The following is a 23572-nucleotide window of genomic DNA, read 5'->3' as shown; positions in this document are numbered from 1 at the left end:
GTGGCCGTCCTTGCCCTGGCCCTGGGCGTCGCGTCGGCGCCGGGACCGGTCCTGGCGCAGGCGCCGGGGCGCGACGAGGGGCTGATGCTGGCCGCCTCGCTGTCCCGCGCGCACGGCCTGACCACGCCTCGCCCGGTTGACGAGTACTGGGTGAGCGAAAAGCTCGACGGAGTGCGGGCGCGGTGGGACGGCCGCAGGCTGTGGACCCGCGGCGGCCTGCCGGTGGACGCCCCGGCCTGGTTCACCGCCGGCTGGCCGGCGCTGCGGATGGACGGGGAGCTGTGGCTGGGCCGGGGCCGCTTCGAGGAGGCCAGCAGCCTGGTCCGCAATCCGCCGGCGGACGACGCGCCCTGGCGCGCGATGCGCTTCGTCGTCTTCGACCTGCCCGGCGATCCCGGAAGCTTCGGGGAGCGGGTCCTGGCGATGCGGCGGCTCGCCGGTCCAGGGATCGCGCCTTGGCTGCGCCCGGTCGCCCAGTCGCGGGTGGCCGACGGCGCGCAGCTGCGCGCGCGGCTGGACGCCGTGCTTGCGGCCGGAGGCGAGGGGCTGATGCTGCACCACGACGCCGCCCGCTACGTCGCGGGCCGCCATCCGGACCTGCTCAAGCTGAAGCCGCACGACGATGCCGAGGCGCGGGTCGTCGGCCACCTGCCGGGCCGCGGGAAATACGCCGGGATGGTCGGTGCCCTGCTGGTCGAGCGCGCGGACGGCTCGCGCTTCCGCCTGGGCAGCGGACTGGACGACGCGGAGCGTGCCTCGCCCCCGGCGGTCGGGAGCCTGGTCACCTATCGCTACAGCGGCCTGACCGTGAACGGACTGCCGCGCTTCCCGCGCTACCTGCGGCTGCGGGAGCCGCCTGGCGCAACCGGCGAGCCGACGGCGGCCTCCCCCTGACCCGCTGCCGCGTCACGCGGGTCATGACGCCCGGACCTGGTCAGTCCCGGGACCCGGCATCGAGACGTTCGCCGCCGTCGGGCTCGAAGACGTGGACGTGCCGCGCGGCCACCCGCAGCGGCAGGGTGTCGCCCACGCGTGGCAGGTCGCCCGGCGGCAGCCGCGCCACCAGTGCATGCCCGCCTGCCCGCAGGTTGACGAAGACTTCGCTGCCCACGGGTTCGACGACTTCCACCACGGCTTGAAACGCGAAGGCGTCCTTGGGACCGATGCCGTCCTCCGCCTGCGCAACCTCCGCTCGCGCAGACTCCGCCGCGCCGGCATCCGCGGCGCGGTCCGCCCGCAGGAGATGCTCCGGCCGCAGCCCCAGCGCCAGCGTGCGCCTGTCCCACTCCGGGAGCGCGCGCAGGCCCGGCAGCGGCAGCCGCGTTCCATCGTCCATGAGCAGTGCGGCGCTGCCGCGGAGATCCAGCCGCCCGTGCAGCACGTTCATCGCTGGACTGCCGAGGAAGGTCGCCACGAACAGGTTGGCCGGGCGTTCGTACAGGGCCATCGGCGTGTCGATCTGCTGGATGCGCCCGCCGTCGAGCACCACGATGCGCTGGCCGAGCGTCATCGCCTCGACCTGGTCATGGGTCACGTACACCATCGTGGTCCCGAGGCTGCGATGAAGCCGCGCGATCTCCACGCGCATCGCCGCACGCAGCCGGGCGTCGAGGTTGGACAGCGGCTCGTCGAGCAGGAACACCTGCGGCTGTCGCACCAGCGCCCGGCCCAGGGCCACGCGCTGGCGCTGGCCGCCCGACAGCGCCGCCGGCTTGCGCTCCAGCATGTCCTCCAGGCCGAGCGTCCTGGCCGCGTCCGCCACGCGCGCGGCGATCGCCGGCTTGTCCATGCCGCGCAGCTTCAGGCCGAAGGCCAGGTTCCCGGCCACGCTCATGTGCGGGTACAGCGCGTAGTTCTGGAACACCATGGCGATGTCGCGCTCGCGCGGCGCGACGTCGTTGACGACGCGGTCGCCGATCGACAGCGTGCCGGCGTCGACCGCCTCGAGGCCGGCGATCATCCGCAGCAGCGTCGACTTGCCGCAGCCCGACGGGCCGACCAGCACCAGCAGCTCGCCGTCGCGTGCCTCGAAGCTGGCGTCGTGCACGGCAACGAAACCGTCGGGATAGACCTTGCGGACGTGTTCGAGCCGGACCTGCGCCATCGCCACTCCCGGGGTATGTCCCCGTCATGCGGTGCCGGGGTCGCTGCGTTATCCTCGCAATGTAACCGCTTTCATCGCATCTCCGCGCCTTGCCGCGCCCCTGGAGCACCGCCCATGTCCGACGCCCCCGCCCGTGCCCGGGACGCCAGCTTTCCCGACGGTTTCCTCTGGGGCGCCGCCACCGCCGCGCACCAGATCGAGGGCTCGCCGCTGGCCGATGGCGCCGGCCCCAGCATCTGGACCCGCTTCGCGCACACGCCGGGCATGACCCTCAACGGCGACACCGGCGACGTCGCCTGCGACCACTACCGGCGCTGGAAGCAGGACGTCGCGCTGATGCGCGAGCTGGGGCTCAAGGCCTACCGCTTCAGCGTGTCCTGGTCGCGCATCCATCCCGAGGGCACCGGTCGCGCCAACCAGGCGGGCCTCGACTTCTATTCGCGCCTGGTCGACGAGCTGCTGGAAAACGGCATCGAACCGCTGGTCACCCTGTTCCACTGGGACCTGCCGGCCGCGCTCGACGATCGCGGTGGCTGGCTCAACCGCGACTGCGCCGACTGGTTCGCGGAATACGGCACCACGCTCTACCGCGCGCTCGACGGCCGGGTGAAGAAGTGGGCGACGATCAACGAACCCTGGGTGGTCACCGACGGCGGCTACCTGCACGGCGCGCTGGCCCCCGGCCACCGCAGCCGCTACGAGGCGCCGATCGCCGCGCACAACCTGATGCGCGCGCACGGCGCCGCGGTGCAGGCCTACCGCGCCGAGGGCGCGCACGAAATCGGCCTGGTGGTGAACATCGAGCCGAAGTATCCGGCCAGCGACTCGGCCGAAGACGCCGCGGCCGTGCGTCGCGCGCATGCCTACATGAACGAGCAGTTCCTGCATCCGGCCCTGCTCGGCCACTATCCGCCGGAGCTGAAGGACATCTTCGGCGATGCCTGGCCGGACTGGCCGGCGGATGACTTCGCGCTGATCCGCCAGCCGCTCGACTTCGTCGGCATCAACTACTACACCCGCAGCGTGACCGCCGCCGGCGACAGCTACCCGCTGAAGACCGCGGTGGTGCGGCAGCCACTGGGAACCTATACCGAGACCGGCTGGGAAGTCTTCCCGCAGGGGCTCACCGACCTGCTGCTGTGGTTCAAGGACACCTACGGCGACCTGCCGGTCTACATCACCGAGAACGGCGCCGCGTTCTTCGATCCGCCGGTAGCCGAAGACGGGCGCGTGCGCGACCCGCTGCGCACCGGCTACCTGCACAAGCACCTGGGCGCCATCCACGACGCGATCGCCGCCGGTGTCGATGTGCGCGGCTACATGGCCTGGTCGCTGCTGGACAACCTCGAATGGTCACTCGGGTATTCGAAGCGGTTTGGTATCGTCCATGTGAACTACGCCACCCAGGAGCGCACGCCGAAGGACAGCGCGCGCTGGTACTCCGGGGTGATCGCCAGCAACGGGCGCACGCTGTCCGATCCGCTTCCCTACTGATCCGAGGATCCCGGCGCCGGCATGCATGACCTTTCCCTGCACACCGGTCCCCATGGCGGCACGCGGCTCCGCGACGGCGTCGAGTTCCAGTCGTACCAGGACCGCACGCAGTGGGCATGGGCCGCGGCGGTCATCCTCTCGGCGGCGCTGCGCCGCGCACTCGAGGCCCAGGGCCGCACGCGGCTGCTGCTGTCCGGGGGGCGCACGCCGGGCCCCGCCTACGCCGCACTCGCGCGTGCCCCGTTGGCCTGGGACCGGGTGGACGTCGCCCTGGTCGACGAGCGCTGGCTGCTGCCCGACGACCCCGACAGCAACGCGCGCATGGTGCGCGAGTCGCTGCTGGTCGAATGCGCCGCGGCGACGCGCTTCGAATCGATCACCCGCGCGGGGCGCGGCTTCGCCGAGGCGGTGACGATCGCCAACATGCACGCCGCGCATCCGGCCAGCGTGGTGGTGCTGGGCATGGGCGAGGACGGGCATGTCGGCTCGCTGTTCCCGGGCATGGTCGGGCTGGCCGACGCCCTCGCCTCGCCGCGGCCCTACGTGGCCGTCGACGCCACGGGTTGCCCGGGCGCCGGCCGCTTCACGCGACGGATCAGCCTGACGCCCGCGGGACTCGCCTCCGCCAGCACGCGCCTGCTGCTGATCCGCGGCGCGCGCAAGCGCGAGCTGCTGGACCAGGTGCTGGCCGGCGACGATCCGATGGAGTTTCCGGTGCGCATCGCCTTCACCACGCCGGGCGCCGCGCTCCGGATCCTCTGGTGCCCGTGACCGCGTAGCCGGTCCGATCCGTCCGGCGCGGCCCCGGCCGCCGTCAGGGCTGCAGGTCGACGACCACGCGTGCGCCGGCATGCGGGATGCGAAGTTCGCGGCCCTCCCAGGTCAGCGGCACACCGTTGAGGGTCGCGGCCCCGGGCTCGCCCGCCCAGGGCCAGGGCAGCACCAGCCCGCCCGGCGGCAGGCCGGCGTCCGGCGCGATCTCGAGCACCAGCTGCGCACCTTCGCGCCGCAGGCGATAGCCGAGCGTCCCCTGCGGCGTGCGCATGCCGGCCAGCGCGACGCCGCTGCCGTCCAGCCACGACGTGGGTACGCCGGCTGCCAGCACCACGCTGTCGTCGGACTCGCGGACGTAGGCGAACATGTCCAGGGCGGACCGCACGAAGTCGGACGCGACCCAGGCGTGCGGCAGGTCACCGAGGAAGAACGGGGTGCGCGGCGTCGGCGTGACCACCTCGGCCCACTGGTTCCAGGCCGGCGGCGCGCGGTCGTCGAGGAACCATTGGGCCGCGTCCCAGGCGCGGTCGCGCCAGCCCAGGCGGACGAAGGCCCCGACGTTGCGCCACTCGTAGGGCGTGTACGCATCCCACGCGCGCGTCCCGTCGCGGCGCTCGGCGAACTCGCGCCAGTAGCGCTCGAAGGTGTTGCGCAGGCGGTCGGGTGGCAGGTTGGCCAGCTCGCCGCCGGGCGCGAGCGCGATGGTGGTCGAGGTGGCGTCGAAGTCGCCCAGCTCCGCGGCGCCCGGCAGGTAGTCGATGCCGTGGCGGCTCGCGGCGGCATCGAGCGAGGCCAGCAGGTCGGCGCGGAACCGGTCGCGCGCGACCGCCATGCGCGCCGCATCGTCCGCCCTGCCCAGCGCCGCGGCCAGCTGCACCGCGTCCTTGTATCCGCGCAGCGCCCAGAAGTTGTCCCAGTACGCATGCATCGGCTTGGCCGAATAGCCTTCGTGGCTGATCGAGGCTGGCATCATTCCGTAGAAGGCCGGGTCCTGCGCGCGGTTGGCGGCAGTGCGTTCGCTCTGCGCCAGCGCTTCCATGTACTCCCAGGCCGCGAGCACGTGCGGCCACATGCGCTCGAGGAAGGCGTCGTCGCCGGTGTGGCGCCAGTACTCGGCGATGTTGAAGATCAGCTCGCCGTGGCTGTCGTTCTCGGGAACCGGGTCGCTGCCGCGGTCGTCGACGCAGCACGGCACCTTGCCGTCGTCGAACTGGAAGGGCGCGTACCACGCGAGGTAGTCGCGCACCGCGTCGGCCCGGCCCATGCGCAGCAGGCCTTCGGAAATCATCGCGCCGTCGCGGATCCAGCTGCGCGAGTATGACCGCGTGCCCGGCTGCAGCCGCGGCCCGACGCGCGAGACCAGCATGTGGGCGAGCGCGGTGCGCAGCGTGTCGGCCAGCGCCTGGCCTTGCGGCGGCACGTCCAGGCGCACCTGGTCGAGCGTGCCGCGCCAGTGCGCCGCGACCTCCTGCTGCAGCGTGTCCGCGTCCCACCAGCGCCGCGCCGGCGCGCTGCTTCCGGTCATCGGCACCATGACCTCGACGCTCTGCACCGCGCCCGGTGCCAGGCGCATGCGCCAGACCAGCGCCGCCGAAGCCAGGCCGGTCGGATCGTTCGCCACGCGCACCGTGCCCGGAAGCCTGCCGCCCGCCAGGTGCTGGACGACGTCGCCGGCGTCGAAGGCCGATGCGAACGAGGCGTCGGGCACCTGCTTGGCGAACACGCGCGGAACGCCCGCCACCGTGACCATGCCGCCATCGACCCCGATCGCGGCGATCCGGCTGACCCCGCCGATGGTGTTGAGGAACTGGGCCGGCGGATTGACCTGCAGCGGCCGCGCCGCCAGCGCGAGCTGGAGGTCCTGGGCGCGCCCGCTGGTATTGGCCAGCCGGTAGCGCAGCACCAGCTGCGACCGCTCCGGCGTGCCGGCGGCGAACGCGGTGATGCGCAGCGAGAAATCGTCGTGGCGCCAGTCCACGCTGGGAATCGGCAGGTAGCCGTCCTGCAGCGACTGGCGCGGCGTCACGTCGGCCCAGCTCACCAGCCGGCCGCCGGCGATGACGAAGGGCTCGACGCTGAAGCCGCCGCGCGCCACTTCCACCGCGCCATCCTCGCCCAGCAAACCCTGCTGCAGACCGCCGTCCAGCCCCAGGATGGTCCAGTACGGCTGCTCGCCGCTGAAGCCGCGCGGGTAGCGGCCACGCGGCAGGTCGGCCGCCACCGCGCGCACGAAGTCGTTGGGATGCGCGCTGAACGCGAGCGGCTTCACCGCGGCTTCGGCGAGCGCGAACTCCGCGCCGGGTCCCTCCAGCAGGTCGAGCGCGATCCAGCGCGCCTCGGCCTCCGGCAGGGCGATCCAGTCGCGCCCGCCATCGCCACCCTCGACGGTGCGCGGGTCGCGCCAGGCGACTCCGTCCTCCGACAGCTGTACCCGATAGCGCGAGGCCTGCCGGCCCGGCAGCCAGTCCAGCACCAGGCCGCCGAATTCACGGACGCTGCCCAGGTCGAGCACGAGCCGCTGGCCGCCCCTGACCACCGGCGCGCGCCAGGCGCTGGCCCTGTCCGCGTCGACCGCCGCCGCGGCCCCGCCTGCCGTAGCCATTGCCGTGGCGGCGAGCGGGCCGTCGTCCGAAGGTGCAAGGGTGCTGAAGGCCAGTTGATCGAAGCAGACCGAGCCCCGCCCGCCGACGCGGTTGTAGACCACGAGTTCCATCGCGGCGCTGGCGCGCAGCACCGGGTCCGGATCCGGCCCCCAGGCCTTGACGATGTGCCGCGCCTTGTAGCGCTGCGGCGTCCAGCGCGACGGCGGCTCGACCGACGTGCGGTTGGCCCACCAGACGTTGTCGCCGCTGGCATCGACCAGCTTGAACTGCAGGTCGTTGGCCGGCGCATCGCCACGCAGCTGGAGGTCGAAGCGGTAGTTGCCGGGGAACTCCAGGGGCAGCGCGCGCCGGATGCCCGCGTGGCCGGAGACGCCGTTGAAATCGTAGTCCAGGCACAGGGCGCGTCCCTCCGCGCCTTCGACCGCGCGGATCGAGGCGCGGACCTGGTCGGAGGCGACCACGCTCCAGGCCGGCGGGTCTTCGAAGCCGTCGAGCACCTGCGTGGACAGGACCTCCTGCGCGACGGCGGGCACGACGACCGCCAGCCATCCCGCCAGCGCGGCCAGCACGGCCGTCGCCGCCCTGCCCCTTCGGCCACGCCTGCCCGCGACCCGCTGCACCCGGCACCGCGCACCCTGCAAACCCGTGTCCTCCACCATCCGTCCGCGCCTCCTCAGCCCTTGACGCTGCCCAGCAGCAGTCCCTGCATGTACCAGCGCTGCAGCGCCAGGAACAGCAGCAGCACCGGCAGCACGGTCACCACCGCGCCGGCCATCATCATCTCGACGTCCATGATGTGCTCGCGCGACAGCGCCGCCAGGGCCACCGGCAGCGTGTACCGGTCCTGGTCGGCGAGCACGATCAGCGGCCACATGAAGTCGTTCCACGCGGCCATGAAGCTGAAGATCGCCAGGGTCACCAGCACCGGCTTGAGCATCGGCAGCACCACCTGGACGAAAATCCGCAGCTCGCCGGCGCCGTCGATGCGCGCGGCCTCGAGCAGCGCGTCGGGGATCGAGCGCGCGTACTGCCGCACGAGGAAGATGCCGAACACGCCGGCCAGCGCCGGCACCACCACGCCGCCAAGCGTGTTGACCAGGCCGAGCTCCTTCATCAGCAGGAACAGCGGCAGCATCGCCACCTGCGCCGGCACCACCAGGGCCGCGAGCAGGACCTGGAACAGCCGGTCGCGCCCGCGGAAGCGCAGCTTGGCGAAGGCATAGCCGGCCGCGGTGTTGACCACCAGCGAGCCGAGCGTGATGCCCAGCGACACCAGCAGGCTGTTGGCGAAGGCGCGACCGATGCCGGTGCGCGCGAACAGCTCGCGGTAGTTGTCGAGGGTGACCGCGCTGGGCAGAAGCGGCGGCGGGAAGCCCGAGGCCTCGCCCGTCGGCATGAACGACACCGAGACCATCCACGCCAGCGGCGCCAGCGCCAGCAGCGCGAACACCGCCAGCGCGCCGTTGACCAGCAGCGCCTGCAGCCGCGAACCGCCGACCGGCCGGCTCATACCAGGTCCCGCCGGCGCCCGGCGCGCAGCAGCAGCGTGGTCGCGCCCAGGATCACCAGGAACAGCATGAACGCCACCGCCGACGCCCGACCGAGGTTCCACCAGCGGAAGCCCTCCTCGAACATCAGGTAGAGCACGCTGACCGTGGACTGCAGCGGATCGCCGCGGGTCATCACGTAGGGCTCGGCGAAGAGCTGGAAATAGCCCGACACCGTGATCACCGACACCACCAGCAGCACCGGTCCCAGCGCCGGCAGGGTGATGTGCAGGATCTGCCGCCAGGTCGAGGCGCCGTCGATGCGCGCGGCCTCGTAGAGCTCGCGCGGGATCGCCTGCAGGCCGGCCAGCAGGATCACCATGTTGTAGCCGAAGTTCTTCCACACCGCGAAGCCGATGATCGTGGGCATCGCCCAGAGCGGATCGCCCAGCCAGTCGACCGGCGGGATCCCGACGTGGCCCAGCGCCCAGTTCACCAGGCCGTAGCTGGTGTGGAACAGGTAGCGCCAGATCACCGCCACCGCCACCAGGGTGGTGACCACCGGCGCGAAGAGTGCGGTGCGGAACACGGCCCTGGCGCGCGCCAGCTGCGAGTCCAGCAGCAGCGCCGCCGCCAGCGACAGGCCGATCGACAGCGGCACGCCGACAAGGACGAAGTAGCTGGTGTTCCACAGCGCCTTCCAGAAGATCGGCGTGCGCAGCAGCTCCAGGTAGTTGTCAAGCGCGACGAAGCGCAGGTGCGCGGGATCGGCCAACGCGTAGAGGTCGAAGTCGGTCAGGCTGAGCAGCAGCGCCGAGGCGACCGGCAGGGCGAAGAACAGCCCGATCACGATCAGTGCGGGGGCCACGAACATCCAGCCGGCGACTCCGCCGCGCATCACCGCGCCTCCTGGTCCACGATCCAGCGCCGCTTGGCGAGGATGGCGTCGACGGCGGCATCGAGCTCGCGCACGGCCTGGTCCTGCGCCAGCCCACCGCGCACCACGCGCTCGGTCACCAGCCGCAGCTCCTGCGCGATGCGTTCCCACTCCAGCACCTTGGGCGTGGGCCGCACGCGCTCCAGCTGGTCGCGGAAGGCGGCGGCCAGCGGGTCGGCCGCGAGGTCGGGGTGCTGCCAGGCGCTGCGGCGCGGCGGGAGGTTGCCGCTCAGCGCGTGGAAGCGGCGCTGCACCGCCGGGCGCGACAGGTATTCCACCAGCCGCCAGGCGGCATCGGCGTGGGCGCCGCCGCGCGGCAGCACCAGGCTGGTGCCACCGGCGATGCCGGCGCCCGGGCCCTCGGGGCCGGGCAGCGGCATCGTGCCCCAGGCATCGGCCAGCGCCGGCGGCGCGCGGCGGCGGAACTCGCGGATGTTCCACGGCCCCGACAGGTAGAAGGCATACGAGCCGCGGAAGAACTCGTCCCAGACGTTGGACACCTGGGTTTCCGACAGCGCCGGCGCCCAGCCCTCCTCGAAGATCCGCGCATAGAACGCCAGCGCGCGGCGGAACCCGGGGCTGTCGAAATTGCCGCGGGTGTCGCCATCGCGCAGCAGCGGATCGTCCTGCTGCAGGGCCAGCGACAGCTGCGGCTCGAACTCGTTGAGCGGCAGCAGGATCGCGTGCCGGCCTGGACCGGCCGCGCGCTGCACCGCGGCCATCGCCGCCGCCCACTCCTCCCAGGTGCGCGGCGCCGTCGCGATCCCGGCGTCGCGCAGGATGTCCCTGCGGTAGAACAGCAGCCGGGTGTCCACATACCAGGGCACGCCCAGCAGCTGGCCATCGACGATGTTGGTGTCGAGGATGCCGGGGAAGTAGTCGCCGGCATCGACCACGACCGAGGCGTCGACGCGCGGCCGCAGCGGCTCCAGCGCGTCCAGCGCCGCGAACTCGGGAATCCAGGTATTGCCCAGCTGCAGCAGGTCGGGCATCGCGTCGGCGGCATAGGCGGTCAGCAGCTTCTCGTGCGCCGCCGTCCACGGGATGGCCTGGACCTCGACGCGCAGGCCGGGATGCTCGCGCTCGAAATCCGGCAGGAGCTCGGCGACCACCTCGGCTTCGCGGCCCATCGCCCAGAAGCGGATGGTGGTGGTGTCGTCGCCGCGCCTCGCACAGCCGGCGAGGGAGGCCACCACCACCAACAGCAGGGCCACGGCGGCCGCCGGGATTCGCGCCGGGCGGAGCCGGACCATCCGGGTCAGGCCGCGCGTCGCGGCAGGCGGGCCGACGCCGCGCCGTCGGGGCGTCGGGCCACCGCCCGTGGCTCGCGGGTGACACCGGCCGGCGCGCGTGCGTCGGCGCCGTCGCCCCCAGCGGCATCGGGAGCCGGGCCCTGGCCCTCACCGGGCGGATCGTCCCCGCCCTCGCCGGTGCCCTGCTCCCCGGCCGCGTCACCCGCCTGCAGCTCGGCCAGCCAGCCGCCGGTGAAGCCCGCGCGCTCCAGCCCCCTGCGGATGTACGGGCTGCGCTTCATGACCTCCCAGACGAAGCCGCTGCGGTAGTTGGCGATGCCGATCAGGATCGGCCCCTGGTCGATGCCGATGTAGTCGCTGGCGACCCAGCCCTTGCCGGGCACGATGCGCCCGGTCTTGAGCGGAATGTCGTACTCGAAACTCGGATTGAAGGAATCGAGGAAGCCGTAGCTCGAGTACAGGTACTCGCCATGGTGCTCGACCAGCGCTTCGGTCGCCGGCACCACCAGCTCGGGCGCGTACGGCAGCGACGCGATCGCGGCGGTCGGGGCGATCGTGCCGTCGTCGAAGGCCACCGCGATCCCCGCGCCGCGGGCGCTGTAATGGCGGAACTCGCGCATCTGCCCGTTGTAGTCCTGGTCGGTGCGCTGCGGCCCATCGCTGGCGGTCAGGCCCCAGATGTCCGGCCCGTAGCCCTTCCAGCCCATCGGGTTCTCGATCGCGTACGAGCGCTGGGCGTAGGTGGCGCGACGCGAGTTCTCGAAGTAGTCGATCCCCCGGTCGCGCATGTAGGCGTCGCGGATGCCGCGGAAATCGATCCAGGCGTGGCTGTACTGGTGGCCGAAGTGCGGCGCGAAGCTCAGGTATTCCTGGCCCTGGTAGATGCCCCAGCTGTCGTCATAGGTCTTCGTCCACGTGGTCCAGGCCTCCGGCTCGACCGGGTGCGTCGGCGATCCGAGCGCGAGGATGTAGACCAGCATCGCCTCGTCGTAGCCGGTCCAGTCGTGCTCGATGAAGCCGCTTTCCGGGTACCAGCCCATCGACACCAGTGGCGGCCGGACCTGCAGCCAGGGCCACTCGATGCGCCGGTAGAGCGCATCGGCCAGCTCGCGGATGCGCTGTTCGCGCGGCTCGTCGCTGTCGTAATAGGCCTGCGCGAACAGCACGCCCAGCATCATCAGCCCTGTGTCGACGCTCGAAAGCTCCACCCAGGGCTCGTAGCGGTGGCCGGTGCGCATGTCGAGGAAATGGTAGAAAAAGCCGCGGTGGCCGATGGTGCCGGTGGCCGCCGGCCCCTGCGGCGACTCGAGCAGGAATTCCAGGGTCAGCAGCGTGCGGTCGACCGCCTGCCGACGGCTGATCCAGCCGTTCTCGATCCCGATCGGATAGGCCGTCAGCGCGAAGCCGATCGCCGCCACGCTCGCGAACGGGCGTGACGGGAAGCGGTCGGGCGTCATGCCGTTGCGCTCGTCGGTGGTGTCCCAGAAGAACTGGAAGGTGCGCTTCTCGATATCGCGGAACAGCGGTGGGAGCGGCATCGGCCCCGGCGGCGCCGCGTCCGGCGGCGGCGCCGTCACCACCACCTCCTCGATCGGCCCCGGCCGCGGCGGCTCGACCTCCTGCGCCTGGTCTCCACGCCCGCAGGCGGCGAGCAGCAGCACGCAGGCGAGCAGCGGCAGGACGAACGGGCTTGGACGTGTCCGCGTCCGCATCATTCCTGCCGCAACCTGGTCACCAGTTGAACCCCATCGAGAGCTTGAAGGTCCGCGTCGGCAGCAGCTGGCTGGTCGGGCGGCCGAGATTGGGATTCGGCTCGCCGGGCGCGCCGAACCAGTCATCGCGACCATCGTAGTTCACCCAGTCGAACACGTTCAGCACGTCGCCGCGGACATAGAAGCTGAGCCGCTCCCCGGCCTGCCAGGTGCGCTGGGCGGCCAGGTCGAACTGCTTGAAGCCCAGCGTGCCGTCCGGGGTGTAGTAGTCGATGATGCAGTCGTCCCAGCCGGCCAGGCAGTTGGTGCCCTGGCGCGGGCTGGGGCTGGCGAGGCTCAGCTTGCCCGACAGCGTGAGACCGAACGGCGCCTCGTAGATGCCGGTCGCGACCAGGCGATGCTTCGGCACGCCGGTCGAGGCCAGCCAGCCGAAGCCGGCCAGGTCGGGATAGTCGAACGCGCCGCCGGACGTGGTGTTCGCGTTCTGCTCGGCGTCGGTGAAGGTATAGGCCAGCGTCATGCCCCAGCGCGAGGCGGGCGTATAGGGCTTGTCGACCTTCAGCGCCAGGCTGTTGGCGCGCGTTTCGAGCCCGTTGGTGCCGATGATCAGGCGCCCGTAGCCCGGCACGCCGAACGCGGCGTCGTCCCACGGCGGACCCCAGGTCGTCCCCGGCGCGAAGAACTCGCCGTCCGGCCTGCGGTTGCCGAGGTGGAACACCAGGCCGTCATGGCTGGTGACGTGCGACAGCGTCACCTCGGTGACCCACGCGCCGTACAGGTTGCGCATGCCCAGGCTGAACTGGTCGGAGTACGGGGTCTTCAGGTCGTTGTCGAGCAGGTAGCGCTCGGAGCCCAGGTTCGGATTGGCGGCCACCAGGGCCTGCAGGGCCGCAGGATCGAACCAGGTCTCGTCCCAGGCCAGGCAGGTCGGGCTGGACGGGTCGCAGTCATGCCCCACGGTATCGAACTGGTAGGTGTAGGGCGGGAAGCTGTACTTGGTGGTCTCCAGCGCCAGCTGGCTGAAGAGGTTGCGGTCGTAGGACCGGCCCGCGCCGCCGAAAATCACGTGCCGCTGGTCGCCGAGCAGGTCGTAGGAGAAGCCAAGCCGCGGCTGCCACGCGTCCTTGAAATCGTCGCGCTCCGACCCGGTGCTGATGTAGTCGTCGATGCGGATGCCAGAGCCCGGCGCGTTGATGTTGTCCCAGCCACGCAGGGCGGCCACGTAGTCGGCCGGGGTCACGTAATCGGTATAGGCGGGATTGGTCTCGTAGTCCCAGCGCAGGCCGAGGTTGAGCGTCAGGTGCTCGTTGACCTCCCAGTCGTCCTGCACATAGATGCCGTACTGCTTGCCGGACGTGGTCAGTCCGCCCGTCGCCTCGCCCAGCGGCGCGCCGAAGCGGACCTGGTACGGGATCGAGGTGTCCTGGCCGATGTCGTAGTAATACTGGGCGTTGTAGGGGTTCTGCTCCAGCGACGTGATGTCGATGTCCTTGAACTTCACGCCCATCTTGATGGTGTGGCTGCCGCTCCACTCGAAGCTGTTGAGGGTCAGGTCGTTCTGCACCGACCAGCCCTTCTGCCCCTTGTCCTGGAAATCCGGCCCGCCACCGGCCTGCAGGATCACGTCGTTCGAGTTGTCTGTGGTCAGCACGTAGCCGGGTTCCAGCGTGAACGCGCGCGGGCGCCAGCTCGCATCCTCGTAGCCGACGTGGAAGTCGTTGAGGAAGCGCTCGCCGCTGTACTGGTAGCGCAGGTCGATGCGGCGGTCGTCGTTGTCCTTCTCGCTGCCGTACATGCGGGCGCGCGTGCCGTCGAAGTTGCCGAGCTCGCTTTCCTCGCGGACCTTGGCCGTCAGCTCCACCAGGTGCGCGTCGCCGGGCAGCCAGCTGAGCTTGCCGAAGTACATGTCCTGCTTGAACGGCGCGCTGAAGCTGCCGATGAGCGGCTGCAGCGCCGGCGGCAGCAGTTCCGGCGTGCTGGCGAAGCCCTGCCCCGGCGTCACCGCGCGCGGCGAGATGTACTCCTTGGCCTCGTAGGCGATGAAGAACTGCAGCCGGTCGCGGATGATCGGGCCTTCGAAGGACGCGCCGTACTGCTCCTCGCGGAATTCCGCCTTGCGGCCCTCCGCGGCCTCGCTCTCGGTCGCCTTGCGCCAGTCGGTGGAGGTGCGGTCCCAGAAGAAGCTGCCGCCGAATTCGTTGCTGCCCGAGCGCGTGACCGCGGTGATCGCCGCGCTGCCGAGCTGGTCGTATTCGGCCTTGTAGTTGGAGGTGATCACCTTGTACTCGCCGATCGCGGCCTGCGGGAACGGATTGCCGCGGGTCGAGTCCTGGCCGCTGACGCCGCCGGGCAGCACGTAGTTCTTCTGCCCCACGCCGTCGATGAAGACGTTGATCGCGCTGGAGTCCTGCGCGCCCGAGCGCAGCCGGGTCGAGCCGTCGCTGCCCTGCGAGAACTGCACGCCGGGCACGGTGTCGGCGAAGGCGAGGAAGTTGCGCGTGCCCTGCGGCAGCGCCTGGATCTGCCGGGGCGTGATGTAGGTCGCCACCTCCGAGGTCCGCGTCTCCACCAGCACCTGGGCGGTCACGGTCACCGCGTCGAGGGTCTCCGCATCGCCGGCGGTGGCGGTTTCCTCGACCCCGCCCACGCCCAGGTCGAGGGTGGCGGTCTGGCCCACGCGTACGGTGATCTCGCGGCTGTCGGTCCGGCCGCCGGCGCTGACGTCGATACGATAGCTGCCCGGAGGCAGCCCGCCCAGGCTGTAGGCGCCGTTGCTCGCGCGCACGCTGCGGCGCAGTCCGGTGGCCAGGTTTGTCGCGGTCACTTCGGCGTCGGTGGCCGGAGCCGAATCCAGCATGACCTGGCCGCGGATGGTGGCGGCGGTCGACTGGGCGAGCGCGGGCGTCGCGCCCAGCAGCAGGCCGGTGGCCAGGGCAGCGGCCAGCAGCGAACGCTGGACGTGAAGGTGTCGCTGGGGGTGCGTGCTCATGTCGATCTCCAGGGGCCAGTCAGGGGACGGGGCGGGCGCCGGCGCGCAGGCCGGGTTCCGCGGACACGCACTGCTGGACGATGGAGCGGCTGCCGTCCCCTGTGCCGGCCCCCTCCCTCGACTGCAGCCGCAGCCGCGACGCACATGCCCCGAGCCCGGCGATATCTAACCCCATGCTGGTGAGCGCCGGGTGCACGCGCCCGTCCGCCTTGCTCAGGGCAGCACCCTGCGGAACGGACGGACCTCGACGCTGGCATAGACGCCCGCGGCGACATACGGGTCGGCATCGGCCCAGGCGCGCGCATCCTCCAGCGAGTCGAAGCGGGCGATGACGATGCTGCCCGAGAATCCGGCCGGTCCGGGGTCGTCGGCATCGACGGCCGGGCATGGACCCGCCACCAGCAGCCGGCCCTCGTCGCGCAGCAGCTGCAGGCGCGCGAGGTGCGCGCCGCGCGACGCCGCGCGCCTGTCCAGCACCCCGGCGCCGTCGCGCCCCTCGATCGCGTACCACATCGGTCCTGCTCCATCTGCCGGCAACGGCCGCCATGCTAGCCGCAACCCGCGATGAAGCCCCGCATCTGTACGGGCTGGACAAGCCGCATTCGCTGCCAGTACCCTGAACCCCGGTTCCGAGTGCCGGAACGCAGCGGCGGCGCGGTCCGCCCGTCCTGCCCCAGCCGGCCCACCCACGACCTCACTGCCACCGCGCCGCCACGGCTGAAGCCGTCGCGCCCGGCCGGAGTGGTCTGGCTGCAGTGCCCGCGGCCGCCGGCCGCACAGGCGCCACCGCGTCCCGTCCGGGGCCTGGCGCATGCGTTCTTTCAAGTTCGAGTGGCCCGGAGGGGGCCGCCACACCGATGACCCAAGCCGGTTCTGACACCGCTGCCGCAGCCGCGCCGGACGCCCACGTGCCCGGGCGGGCGCCGATGCAGCAGGAAATCGCGCTGGCCACGGTGCACGGGCAGCCGCTGCTGCAGCTGCCGCAGGACCTGTACATCCCGCCGGACGCGCTGGAGGTGATCCTCGAAGCGTTCGAAGGGCCGCTCGACCTGCTGCTGTACCTGATCCGGCGCCAGAACCTCGACATCCTCGACATCCCGGTGGCCGAGATCACCCGCCAGTACGTCTCCTACATCGACGTGATGCAGGAGCTGCGCTTCGAGCTGGCGGCGGAATACCTGGTGATGGCCGCGATCCTGGCCGAGATCAAGTCGCGCATGCTGCTGCCGCGTCCGCCGGCCGACGAAGGCCTCGAGGACGATCCGCGCGCCGACCTGGTGCGCAGGCTGCAGGAGTACGAGCGCTTCAAGCAGGCCGCCGAGGACATCGACACCCTCCCCCGGCTGGACCGTGACACCAGCGTCGCCAGCGCCTTCGTGCCGGAACGCACGATCCACCGCGAGCCGCCGCCGGTCGACCTGCGCGAGATGCTGATGGCCCTGCACGACGTGCTCAAGCGCGCCGAGCTGTTCACCGGCCACGCGATCCGCCGCGACGCGCTGAGCGTGCGCCAGCGCATGGGCGAACTGCTCGCGCGGCTGGAGGACGGCGCCTTCCACCGCTTCGAGCAGCTGTTCGAAGCGCGCGAGGGCAAGCTGGGCGTGGTGGTGACCTTCCTCTCGATCCTCGAGCTGGCCAAGGAACGCCTGCTGGACATCGTGCAGGAAGCGCCGCTGGCGCCGATCTACGTCAAGTCGCTGGCGGTGGACCGCTCCGGCGACGCCCCGCTCGAGTTCGCCAGCGAATTCGACGACGACATCGATGATGCCGCCGGCGACGACGCCGGGCGCTGACGCGTCGCCACCCGCAACAGGACACGCATGGATCCGCAACTGATCAAACGCATCGTCGAAGCCGCCCTGCTGGCCAGCAGCCAGCCGCTGACCGTGGTGCAGCTCAACGGGCTGTTCCCGCTGGACGAACCGGCGCCGGAAGGCGGCATCGGGCAGGCGCTCGAAGCGCTGCAGGCCGAATGCGCCGACCGCGGCGTGGAACTGGTGGAAGTCGCCTCCGGCTGGCGCTACCAGGTGAAGTCCGAGGTCCACGCCTGGGTGGCGCGGCTGTGGACCGAGCGCCAGGTGAAGTACACCCGCGCCACGCTCGAGACCCTGGCGCTGATCGCCTACCGCCAGCCGATCACCCGCGGCGAAATCGAGCAGGTGCGCGGCGTGGCCACCAACAGCAACATCATCAAGGCGCTGGAAGAGCGCGAGTGGATCCGCGTGGTCGGCCACCGCGACATGCCCGGGCGACCGGAGCTGCTGGGGACCACCAAGGGCTTCCTCGACTATTTCGGGCTCAAGCGCCTGGACGAACTGCCGCCGCTGTCGGAGCTCAAGGATTTCGGCGAGCTGGAGCCGCAGCTGCAGTTCGAGCCCGAGGCGAAGGACGCCGGCGACGCGATGCCGCTGGGCGACATCGATGCCGGCAGCGCCGACGCCGACGACGACATAGACACAGACACAGAAGACACAGACACCGGATCCGGCACCGTGGACGCCACGGACGCCGGGGACGTTCCGCCGCACATCGCGGCAACCGACGAAGACGATGCCCTCGCCGACGACGGCGACAGCACTGGAGTGGAAGAAGAATGACGCAAGACAAGACCGGCGGGCGCAAGCTGTCGCTGAAGCGCGGCCCGGCCGCGACCACCGAAACCGAGGCCCCGAAGCTCGAGGAGCGGCTGCACAAGGTGCTGGCCCAGGCCGGCCTGGGCTCGCGCCGCGCGCTGGAACAGCGCATCGCCGACGGCCTGGTGAAGGTCAACGGCGAGACCGCCCAAGTGGGCATGAGCATCCGCGGCGGCGACCGCGTCGAGCTCGACGGCAGGACCTTCGTGGCCAGCGCGCTCACCGAGCCCGCCCGCGTGCTGCTCTACAACAAGCCCGAGGGCGAGGTCACCACGCGCGAGGATCCCGAAGGCCGGCCGACCATCTTCGATTCCCTGCCCGCGCTCAAGGGCGCGCGCTGGATCGCGATCGGGCGCCTGGACATCAACACCACCGGCCTGCTGCTGCTGACCACCGACGGCGAACTCGCCAATGCGCTGATGCACCCGTCGTTCGAGGTCGAGCGCGAGTACGTCTGCCGCGTGCGCGCGCCGGAAGGCATGGAGACCGTGCCCGACGCCATCGTCGACCGGCTGCAGCGCGGCGTGGCCCTGGACGACGGCCCGGCGAAATTCGACGAGATCAAGCGCATCGGCGGCACCGACTCCCACGAATGGTTCCAGGTCACGGTCAAGGAAGGCCGCAACCGCGAGGTGCGCCGGCTGTGGGAATCGCAGGGTTGCCAGGTCAGCCGCCTCAAGCGCATCCGCTACGGCCAGGTGGAACTGCCGCAGCCGCTGCTGCGCGGCCAGTCGCAGGAGCTGGCCGACGAGAAGGTGCAGGCGCTGCGCACCCAGCTGGGCCTCGAGGACGGCACGCCGGCCGCGCTGACCCTGCTGCCGGTGATCGGCCAGCGCCGGGCAGCCAAGTCCACGGTCCAGGTGGGCGGCCAGCACCGCAGCCACGGCTATGTCGGCGGCCACACCACCACCGCCGACGAAGGCCGCGAGCTGCGCCGCTTCGACAACGTGCGCGAGGACCGCGGCCGTCGCGGCGGTCCGCGCAAGCCCTCGGGTGGCCTGACGGTCACCGGTGAAGCCGCGGCGCGCCAGTCGCACAAGCCGCTGAAGCAGCGCCAGGACCGCCGCGCCCTGCCCGAAGGCAACCCGGCCGCGTTCCGCAGCTGGTACGTGCCCGACGGCGTCGACACCGGCCCCTCGGGCCACCGCAACGCCGGTCCGGGTGGCGCGCGCAAGCCGGCCGGACGCAAGCCCGGCGGCCCCCGCCCCGGCGGTCCGGGTGGTGGTGGCGCGGGTGCCCGCACCGGTGGCGCCGGCAGGCCCGCCCGTGCGGCGCATCCCTATGGCCATCCCGGCAACGCGCCGGTGTTTCCCTCCGATCACGCCACGCCCGGCGGGCACGAGCGCCCGCGTGGCCCGCGCCCCGGCGGTCCCGGCGGCAGGCCTGGCGGCGCCGGCAAGCCCGGCGGACGCCCCGGTGGCCGCCCCGGCGCCGGTGGGCCGGGTGGCCGTCCCGGCGGTGCACCGGGCGGCCGTCCCGGCGGTCGTCCGCAGGGCGCCGGTCCGCGTGGCCCGGGCGGCCCGCGCGGCGGTGGCGGCGGCGGACGCCGCGGCGCCTGAGATCAGCCCCGGTCGAGCGTGAACGCATCCCCGTCGCCGAGGGCGGGGAAGCGCGCACGGTGGGCGGCGAGCTCGTCGGCCAGCAGGGTGGTGGTGACCACCACTTCCTCGTCGGTGCATTCGCTCAGTGGCGCGCCGAGGAAGTCGATGACCGCGCTGTCGCCGGCGTAGGCCAGGCCGTTGCCATCCCGACCGACCCGGTTCAATCCGGCGACGTAGCAGAGGTTCTCGATCGCGCGCGCGCGCAGCAGGATCTTCCAGGCGTGGGCGCGCGCCGCCGGCCAGTTGGCCACGTAGAGCTGCAGGTCGAAGGCCGGACGGCCGTCGGCGTCGAGCGTGTTGCGCGCGAACACGGGGAAGCGCAGGTCGTAGCAGACCAGCGGGTTGATCCGCCAGCCGCGCAGCTCGACCACCAGCCGTTCGCGTCCCGCGGCATAGCGCTCGTGTTCGCGCGCATAGGTGAACAGGTGGCGCTTGTCGTAGTGCGCGAGGCTGCCGTCGGGCCGCACCCAGAGCATGCGGTTGTAGACGCCTGCGCCATCGCGAAGCTGCACGCTGCCGCTGACCACGGCGCCCAGCGCGGCGGCCTGCTCGCGCATCCAGCGCACCGTCGGCCCGTCCATGTCTTCGGCCTGGTCGATGGCGTCGTTGCTGAAGCCGCTGGTGAAGGTCTCGGGCAGCAGCACCAGGTCGGTGATGCCGCGCAGCGGGCCGATCAGCTCGCCGTAGTACTCGCGGTTGCCGGCGGGGTCGTGCCAGAGCGTGTCGCCCTGGACCAGGGAGATGCGCAGGTTGTCCATGTTCCCGTCCTGATCGGTCAGAGGTTCGCCAACCGCGCGATGGCGGCGTCCAGGGTCGGCTGCGCCTTGGCGAAGCACAGCCGCGCCAGCCGCTGCCCGGGCGGCGGCGACTCGTAGAACGGCGACAGCGGGATCGAGGCCACGCCGTGCTCGACGGTCAGCCAGCGACAGAATTCGGCGTCCTGTAGGTCGCTCACTGCGGAGTAGTCCACCAGCTGGAAATAGCCGCCCGGCACCGGCAGCGGGCGCAGGCGCGTGCCCATGAGCCGTTCGCGGAACGCGTCGCGCTTGGCCTGGTAGAACGCGCCCAGGCCCAGGTAGTGCCCAGGCTCCTCGCGCAGCATCTCGGCGAAGGCATGCTGGGCCGGCGCGAACGTGCAGAACACGTTGTACTGGTGCACCTTGCGGAACTCGAGCGACAGCCCGGGCGGCGCGATGCAGTAGCCCACTTTCCACCCCGTGCAGTGGTAGGTCTTGCCGAAGCTGGAGATCACGAAGGCGCGCTCGCGCAGCGCCGGATGGCGCAGCGCCGACTCGTGGCGCGCGCCGTCGAACACGATGTGTTCGTAGACCTCGTCGGAGATCAGCCAGACGCCGGTGTCCTGCACGATCGACGCGAGCTCGGCCATGTCGTCGGCCGAGAGCATCGCACCCGACGGGTTGTGCGGCGTGTTGACGATCAGCATGCGGGTCTTCGCGCCGATCGCCGCGCGCACCCGCGCCCAGTCCGGTGCGAAGGTCGCCGGATCCAGCGGCACGTGCACCGCACGCGCCCCGGCCAGGTCGATCGCGGGCTCGTAGCAGTCATAGGCCGGGTCCAGGACCACGACCTCGTCGCCGGCGCGGACCACGGCGTGGATCGCGTTGAAGATGGCCTCGGTGGCGCCGCTGGTCACGGTGACTTCGGCCTCGGGATCGGGGCGATGGCCGTACAGCGAGGCGGTCTTGTCGGCGATCGCCTCGCGCAGCGCCGCCACGCCGGTCATCGGCGCGTACTGGTTGTGGCCGGCGCGCATGGCGCGCTCGAGCGCGTCCACCAGCCGCGGCGGCACGTCGAAGTCGGGGAAGCCCTGGCCGAGGTTGACCGCGCCGTGTGCGGCCGCGAGCTGCGACATCACCGTGAAAATGGTCGTCCCCACCTTCGGGAGCTTGGTGCCCGGCATGCGTCTTCCTCCATCCCGGCCGCGTGCCGGAGCATCCGCGAGTTTACGCAGCGTGCCGGCATCGCGTTAAATCCCCACATGTCCTCCCTGCCCCCCGCCCCCATCGAGGCCGACGTCCACCGCCTGGCCACGGCCTATCTCGACGCGGTGTACCGCTGGGCGCGCGACGGGGACTGGCACGACATCCGCATCGGGCTGCCGGTTCCGGGCCTCGAGCTGCTGCATCCCGACGTGCGCTGCTTCGGCCTGCTGTCGGCGTGGAACCCGGTCTCGCAGCCGCGCGATGACGCCGCCAACCGGCGCGCGGACGCGGCGCTGGAAAGCGAACTGGCCGCGCGCGACATCGTGCGCGTCCCGTCGTTCTCGTCGGCGCGCAACCGCAGCTGGCGCGAGCCGGGCTGGGTGGTCTTCGACGTCGACAGCGCGCTCCTCGACGCGCTGTGCCGCCAGTTCGGCCAGCTCGGCGGGCTGTGGTGGGAACGTGGCCAGCCGGTCCGCCTGCGCATGCAGGCCGCGAAGCCGGCGGGCTTCCCCGACGACGCCCAGGTCGACTGGCTAGAATAGCCGCCGTCCGGTCGCCGTCGCGGCCCGTGTCGCACGATGCCCGAGCCCGCCAGCCCCACACCTCCCCTGCTGTCCGCCCAGGCGCTGCGCTTCACGCGCAACGACACGCCCGTGTTCGGTCCGGTCGACTTCAAGGTCGCGGCGGGCGAAGCCTTGCTGGTCCAGGGCGACAACGGTGCCGGCAAGACCACGCTGCTCAAGGTGCTCGCCGGCCTGCTGCGTGCCGAGTCGGGTGACATCCGCCTGCAGGGCCGTGCGGTCGACGACGCGTTGCGCGCACGCGTGGTCGGCTATCTCGGCCATCTGCCGGCGCAGAAGGCCGACCTGAGCGCGCTGGAGAACCTGCGATTCCTCTGCGGCCTGCACGGCAGCCGAGCGGGCATGTCGCTGGAAGACGCGATGGCCACCGTCGGGCTCGCCGGCTATGAGGACGCGCTGGCGCGGCAGATGTCGGCCGGACAGCGCAAGCGGCTGTCGCTGGCCCGGCTGTGGCTGTCGCCGGCGCCGCTGTGGCTGATGGACGAGCCCTACGCCAACCTCGACCTCGATGGCATCGAGCTGGTGAACCGGATGATCCAGGCCCACCTGCGCGAGGGCGGCGGCACCATGGTCACCACCCACGGCGCGTATGCCGCGCCGCCGGTGCGCACCCGGCTGCTGGTGCTGGAGCGTCCATCATGATGTGGTCCGCCGCCAAGGCACTCGCAGTCCGCGACCTGCAGATGCTGTGGCGCAGGCGCGGCGACAGCCTGCAGCCGGCGCTGTTCGCCCTGCTGGTGCTGGTGCTGTTCGCGCTGGCGCTGGGCAGCGATCGCGTGACGCTGGCGCGGGTCGCACCCGGGGCGCTCTGGGTGGCCGTGCTGCTCTCGGGCCTGCTGGCGCTGGACACGCTGTTCCGCGGCGATGCCGAGGACGGTTCGCTGGAGCAATGGCTGCTGGCACCGGTGCCATTGGCGTGGCTGGTCCTGGTCCGCGTCGCCACGCACTGGGCGACCACGGCGCTGCCGCTGGTCCTGGCGATGCCGCTCCTGGCCGAACTGATGGCGCTGCCGCGCGGGCACTGGCCGGTGCTCTTCGCGTCACTGATGCTCGGCACGCCGCTGCTGGCGCTGCTGGGCGCGGTGGTGGCGGCGCTGACCGTCGGCATGCGCCGCTCGGGCATCCTGGTGGCGCTGCTGGCCCTGCCGCTCTACGTCCCGGTGCTGGTCTTCGGCGCCGGCAGCGTCACCGCCGCCACCCAGGGCTTCGACCCGGCCGGCGGCCTGCTCCTCCTCGCCGCGGGCCTCGTGGCGGCCCTGGTCCTCGCCCCGCTCACCGCGGCCGCCGCGATCCGGATCGCGCTGTCCTGAGGTCGATGTTCGGCTGCAGGGTTCTGGTGGGCACGCCAGCCAAGTTGGCCGGCTTTGTGGAGGAGCGTGGCGCTGCGGGGTGGGTGGGGACAGCGCACAGGGACGTGCGCGGTAGGCGCTTCAGCCATGGATGGCTGAGGCGCCGGTCCCC

18 protein-coding genes and 1 pseudogene are annotated in these 23572 nt (G+C 71.8%); 9 read left to right on the top strand and 10 right to left on the bottom strand.

The annotated features are described in order from the left end of the window. Positions 1–894 carry a DNA ligase gene (locus JG616_RS00095; protein ID WP_234446466.1) on the top strand — a complete coding sequence of 298 codons (894 nt, stop codon included), beginning with the start codon at positions 1–3 and terminating at the stop codon, positions 892–894. Between the two features lie 40 nt (positions 895–934). On the opposite strand, the gene ugpC is transcribed toward JG616_RS00095, so the two are convergent. After that, the gene (gene ugpC, locus JG616_RS00090) at positions 935–2104 is read right to left on the bottom strand and encodes a sn-glycerol-3-phosphate ABC transporter ATP-binding protein UgpC (protein WP_199391308.1); all 1170 of its coding nucleotides are present in this window, start codon (positions 2102–2104) and stop codon (positions 935–937) included. A gap of 114 nt (positions 2105–2218) precedes the next feature. Here ugpC and JG616_RS00085 point away from each other — a divergent pair, with 114 nt between their 5' ends. Beyond that, positions 2219–3598: a GH1 family beta-glucosidase gene (locus tag JG616_RS00085; RefSeq protein WP_199391307.1), complete on the top strand. Its 1380-nt coding sequence runs from the start codon at positions 2219–2221 to the stop codon at positions 3596–3598. A gap of 21 nt (positions 3599–3619) precedes the next feature. Continuing rightward, positions 3620–4369, top strand: a complete 750-nt coding sequence (pgl, locus tag JG616_RS00080; RefSeq protein WP_199361944.1) for a 6-phosphogluconolactonase — start codon at positions 3620–3622, stop codon at positions 4367–4369. A gap of 43 nt (positions 4370–4412) precedes the next feature. On the opposite strand, the gene JG616_RS00075 is transcribed toward pgl, so the two are convergent. The 7 genes from JG616_RS00075 to JG616_RS00045 form a co-directional block, all read right to left on the bottom strand. Beyond that, positions 4413–7508, bottom strand: coding sequence for a discoidin domain-containing protein (locus tag JG616_RS00075; protein ID WP_343224979.1), 3096 nt, complete (start codon positions 7506–7508; stop codon positions 4413–4415). Between the two features lie 140 nt (positions 7509–7648). Continuing rightward, positions 7649–8485, bottom strand: a complete 837-nt coding sequence (locus JG616_RS00070; protein WP_199391305.1) for a carbohydrate ABC transporter permease — start codon at positions 8483–8485, stop codon at positions 7649–7651. Then, positions 8482–9360 carry a sugar ABC transporter permease gene (locus JG616_RS00065; RefSeq protein ID WP_199391304.1) on the bottom strand — a complete coding sequence of 293 codons (879 nt, stop codon included), beginning with the start codon at positions 9358–9360 and terminating at the stop codon, positions 8482–8484. The genes JG616_RS00070 and JG616_RS00065 overlap by 4 nt, the downstream gene beginning before the upstream one ends. Continuing rightward, entirely contained in the window at positions 9360–10604 is a 1245-nt protein-coding gene (locus JG616_RS00060; RefSeq protein WP_235972878.1) for a sugar ABC transporter substrate-binding protein, read from the bottom strand. The genes JG616_RS00065 and JG616_RS00060 overlap by 1 nt, the downstream gene beginning before the upstream one ends. A 53-nt stretch (positions 10605–10657) precedes the next feature. Further along, on the bottom strand, positions 10658–12364 hold the full coding sequence (locus JG616_RS00055) for a glucoamylase family protein (protein ID WP_199391915.1): 1707 nt from the start codon (positions 12362–12364) through the stop codon (positions 10658–10660). A gap of 19 nt (positions 12365–12383) precedes the next feature. Further along, complete coding sequence (locus JG616_RS00050; RefSeq protein WP_199391302.1) at positions 12384–15353, bottom strand: TonB-dependent receptor; 2970 nt, start codon at positions 15351–15353, stop codon at positions 12384–12386. A gap of 213 nt (positions 15354–15566) precedes the next feature. After that, positions 15567–15866 (bottom strand): YciI family protein, encoded by a 300-nt coding sequence (locus JG616_RS00045; protein ID WP_199391301.1) that lies wholly within the window; start codon positions 15864–15866, stop codon positions 15567–15569. A gap of 413 nt (positions 15867–16279) precedes the next feature. Between JG616_RS00045 and JG616_RS00040 the strand changes: the two genes are divergently transcribed. The 3 genes and pseudogenes from JG616_RS00040 (at position 16280) to JG616_RS00030 (ending at position 19545) form a co-directional block, all read left to right on the top strand. Next, positions 16280–17146 carry a ScpA family protein gene (locus tag JG616_RS00040; RefSeq protein WP_235972831.1) on the top strand — a complete coding sequence of 289 codons (867 nt, stop codon included), beginning with the start codon at positions 16280–16282 and terminating at the stop codon, positions 17144–17146. A 27-nt stretch (positions 17147–17173) separates the two neighbouring features. Beyond that, positions 17174–17719, top strand: a pseudogene (gene scpB / locus JG616_RS00035) (SMC-Scp complex subunit ScpB); the annotation flags it as partial. A 227-nt stretch (positions 17720–17946) separates the two neighbouring features. Continuing rightward, positions 17947–19545 (top strand): pseudouridine synthase, encoded by a 1599-nt coding sequence (locus JG616_RS00030; protein WP_199361935.1) that lies wholly within the window; start codon positions 17947–17949, stop codon positions 19543–19545. A 2-nt stretch (positions 19546–19547) separates the two neighbouring features. Here the strand turns inward: JG616_RS00030 and JG616_RS00025 are convergent, their stop codons facing one another. After that, complete coding sequence (locus JG616_RS00025; protein ID WP_199361934.1) at positions 19548–20345, bottom strand: amidohydrolase; 798 nt, start codon at positions 20343–20345, stop codon at positions 19548–19550. Positions 20346–20362: 17 nt separating this feature from the next. Then, complete coding sequence (locus JG616_RS00020; protein WP_199361933.1) at positions 20363–21508, bottom strand: pyridoxal phosphate-dependent aminotransferase; 1146 nt, start codon at positions 21506–21508, stop codon at positions 20363–20365. A 78-nt stretch (positions 21509–21586) separates the two neighbouring features. On the opposite strand from JG616_RS00020, the gene JG616_RS00015 reads away from it, so the two are divergent. From JG616_RS00015 to ccmB, 3 genes are read left to right on the top strand one after another with little or no spacing between them, the layout of a single operon-like run. Then, entirely contained in the window at positions 21587–22072 is a 486-nt protein-coding gene (locus JG616_RS00015) for a DUF3293 domain-containing protein (protein ID WP_199361932.1), read from the top strand. A gap of 36 nt (positions 22073–22108) precedes the next feature. After that, positions 22109–22753: a heme ABC exporter ATP-binding protein CcmA gene (ccmA, locus tag JG616_RS00010; protein WP_199391298.1), complete on the top strand. Its 645-nt coding sequence runs from the start codon at positions 22109–22111 to the stop codon at positions 22751–22753. After that, positions 22750–23421, top strand: a complete 672-nt coding sequence (gene ccmB, locus JG616_RS00005; protein ID WP_199391297.1) for a heme exporter protein CcmB — start codon at positions 22750–22752, stop codon at positions 23419–23421. Before ccmA ends, ccmB begins: the two co-directional genes overlap by 4 nt. Positions 23422–23572 lie beyond the last annotated feature (151 nt).

Source organism: Luteimonas sp. MC1895 (assembly GCF_016457215.1).
Lineage (GTDB): Bacteria > Pseudomonadota > Gammaproteobacteria > Xanthomonadales > Xanthomonadaceae > Luteimonas.
Note: the sequence above shows the minus strand (reverse complement) of the source record. Positions and strands in the feature narration are given on the sequence as shown.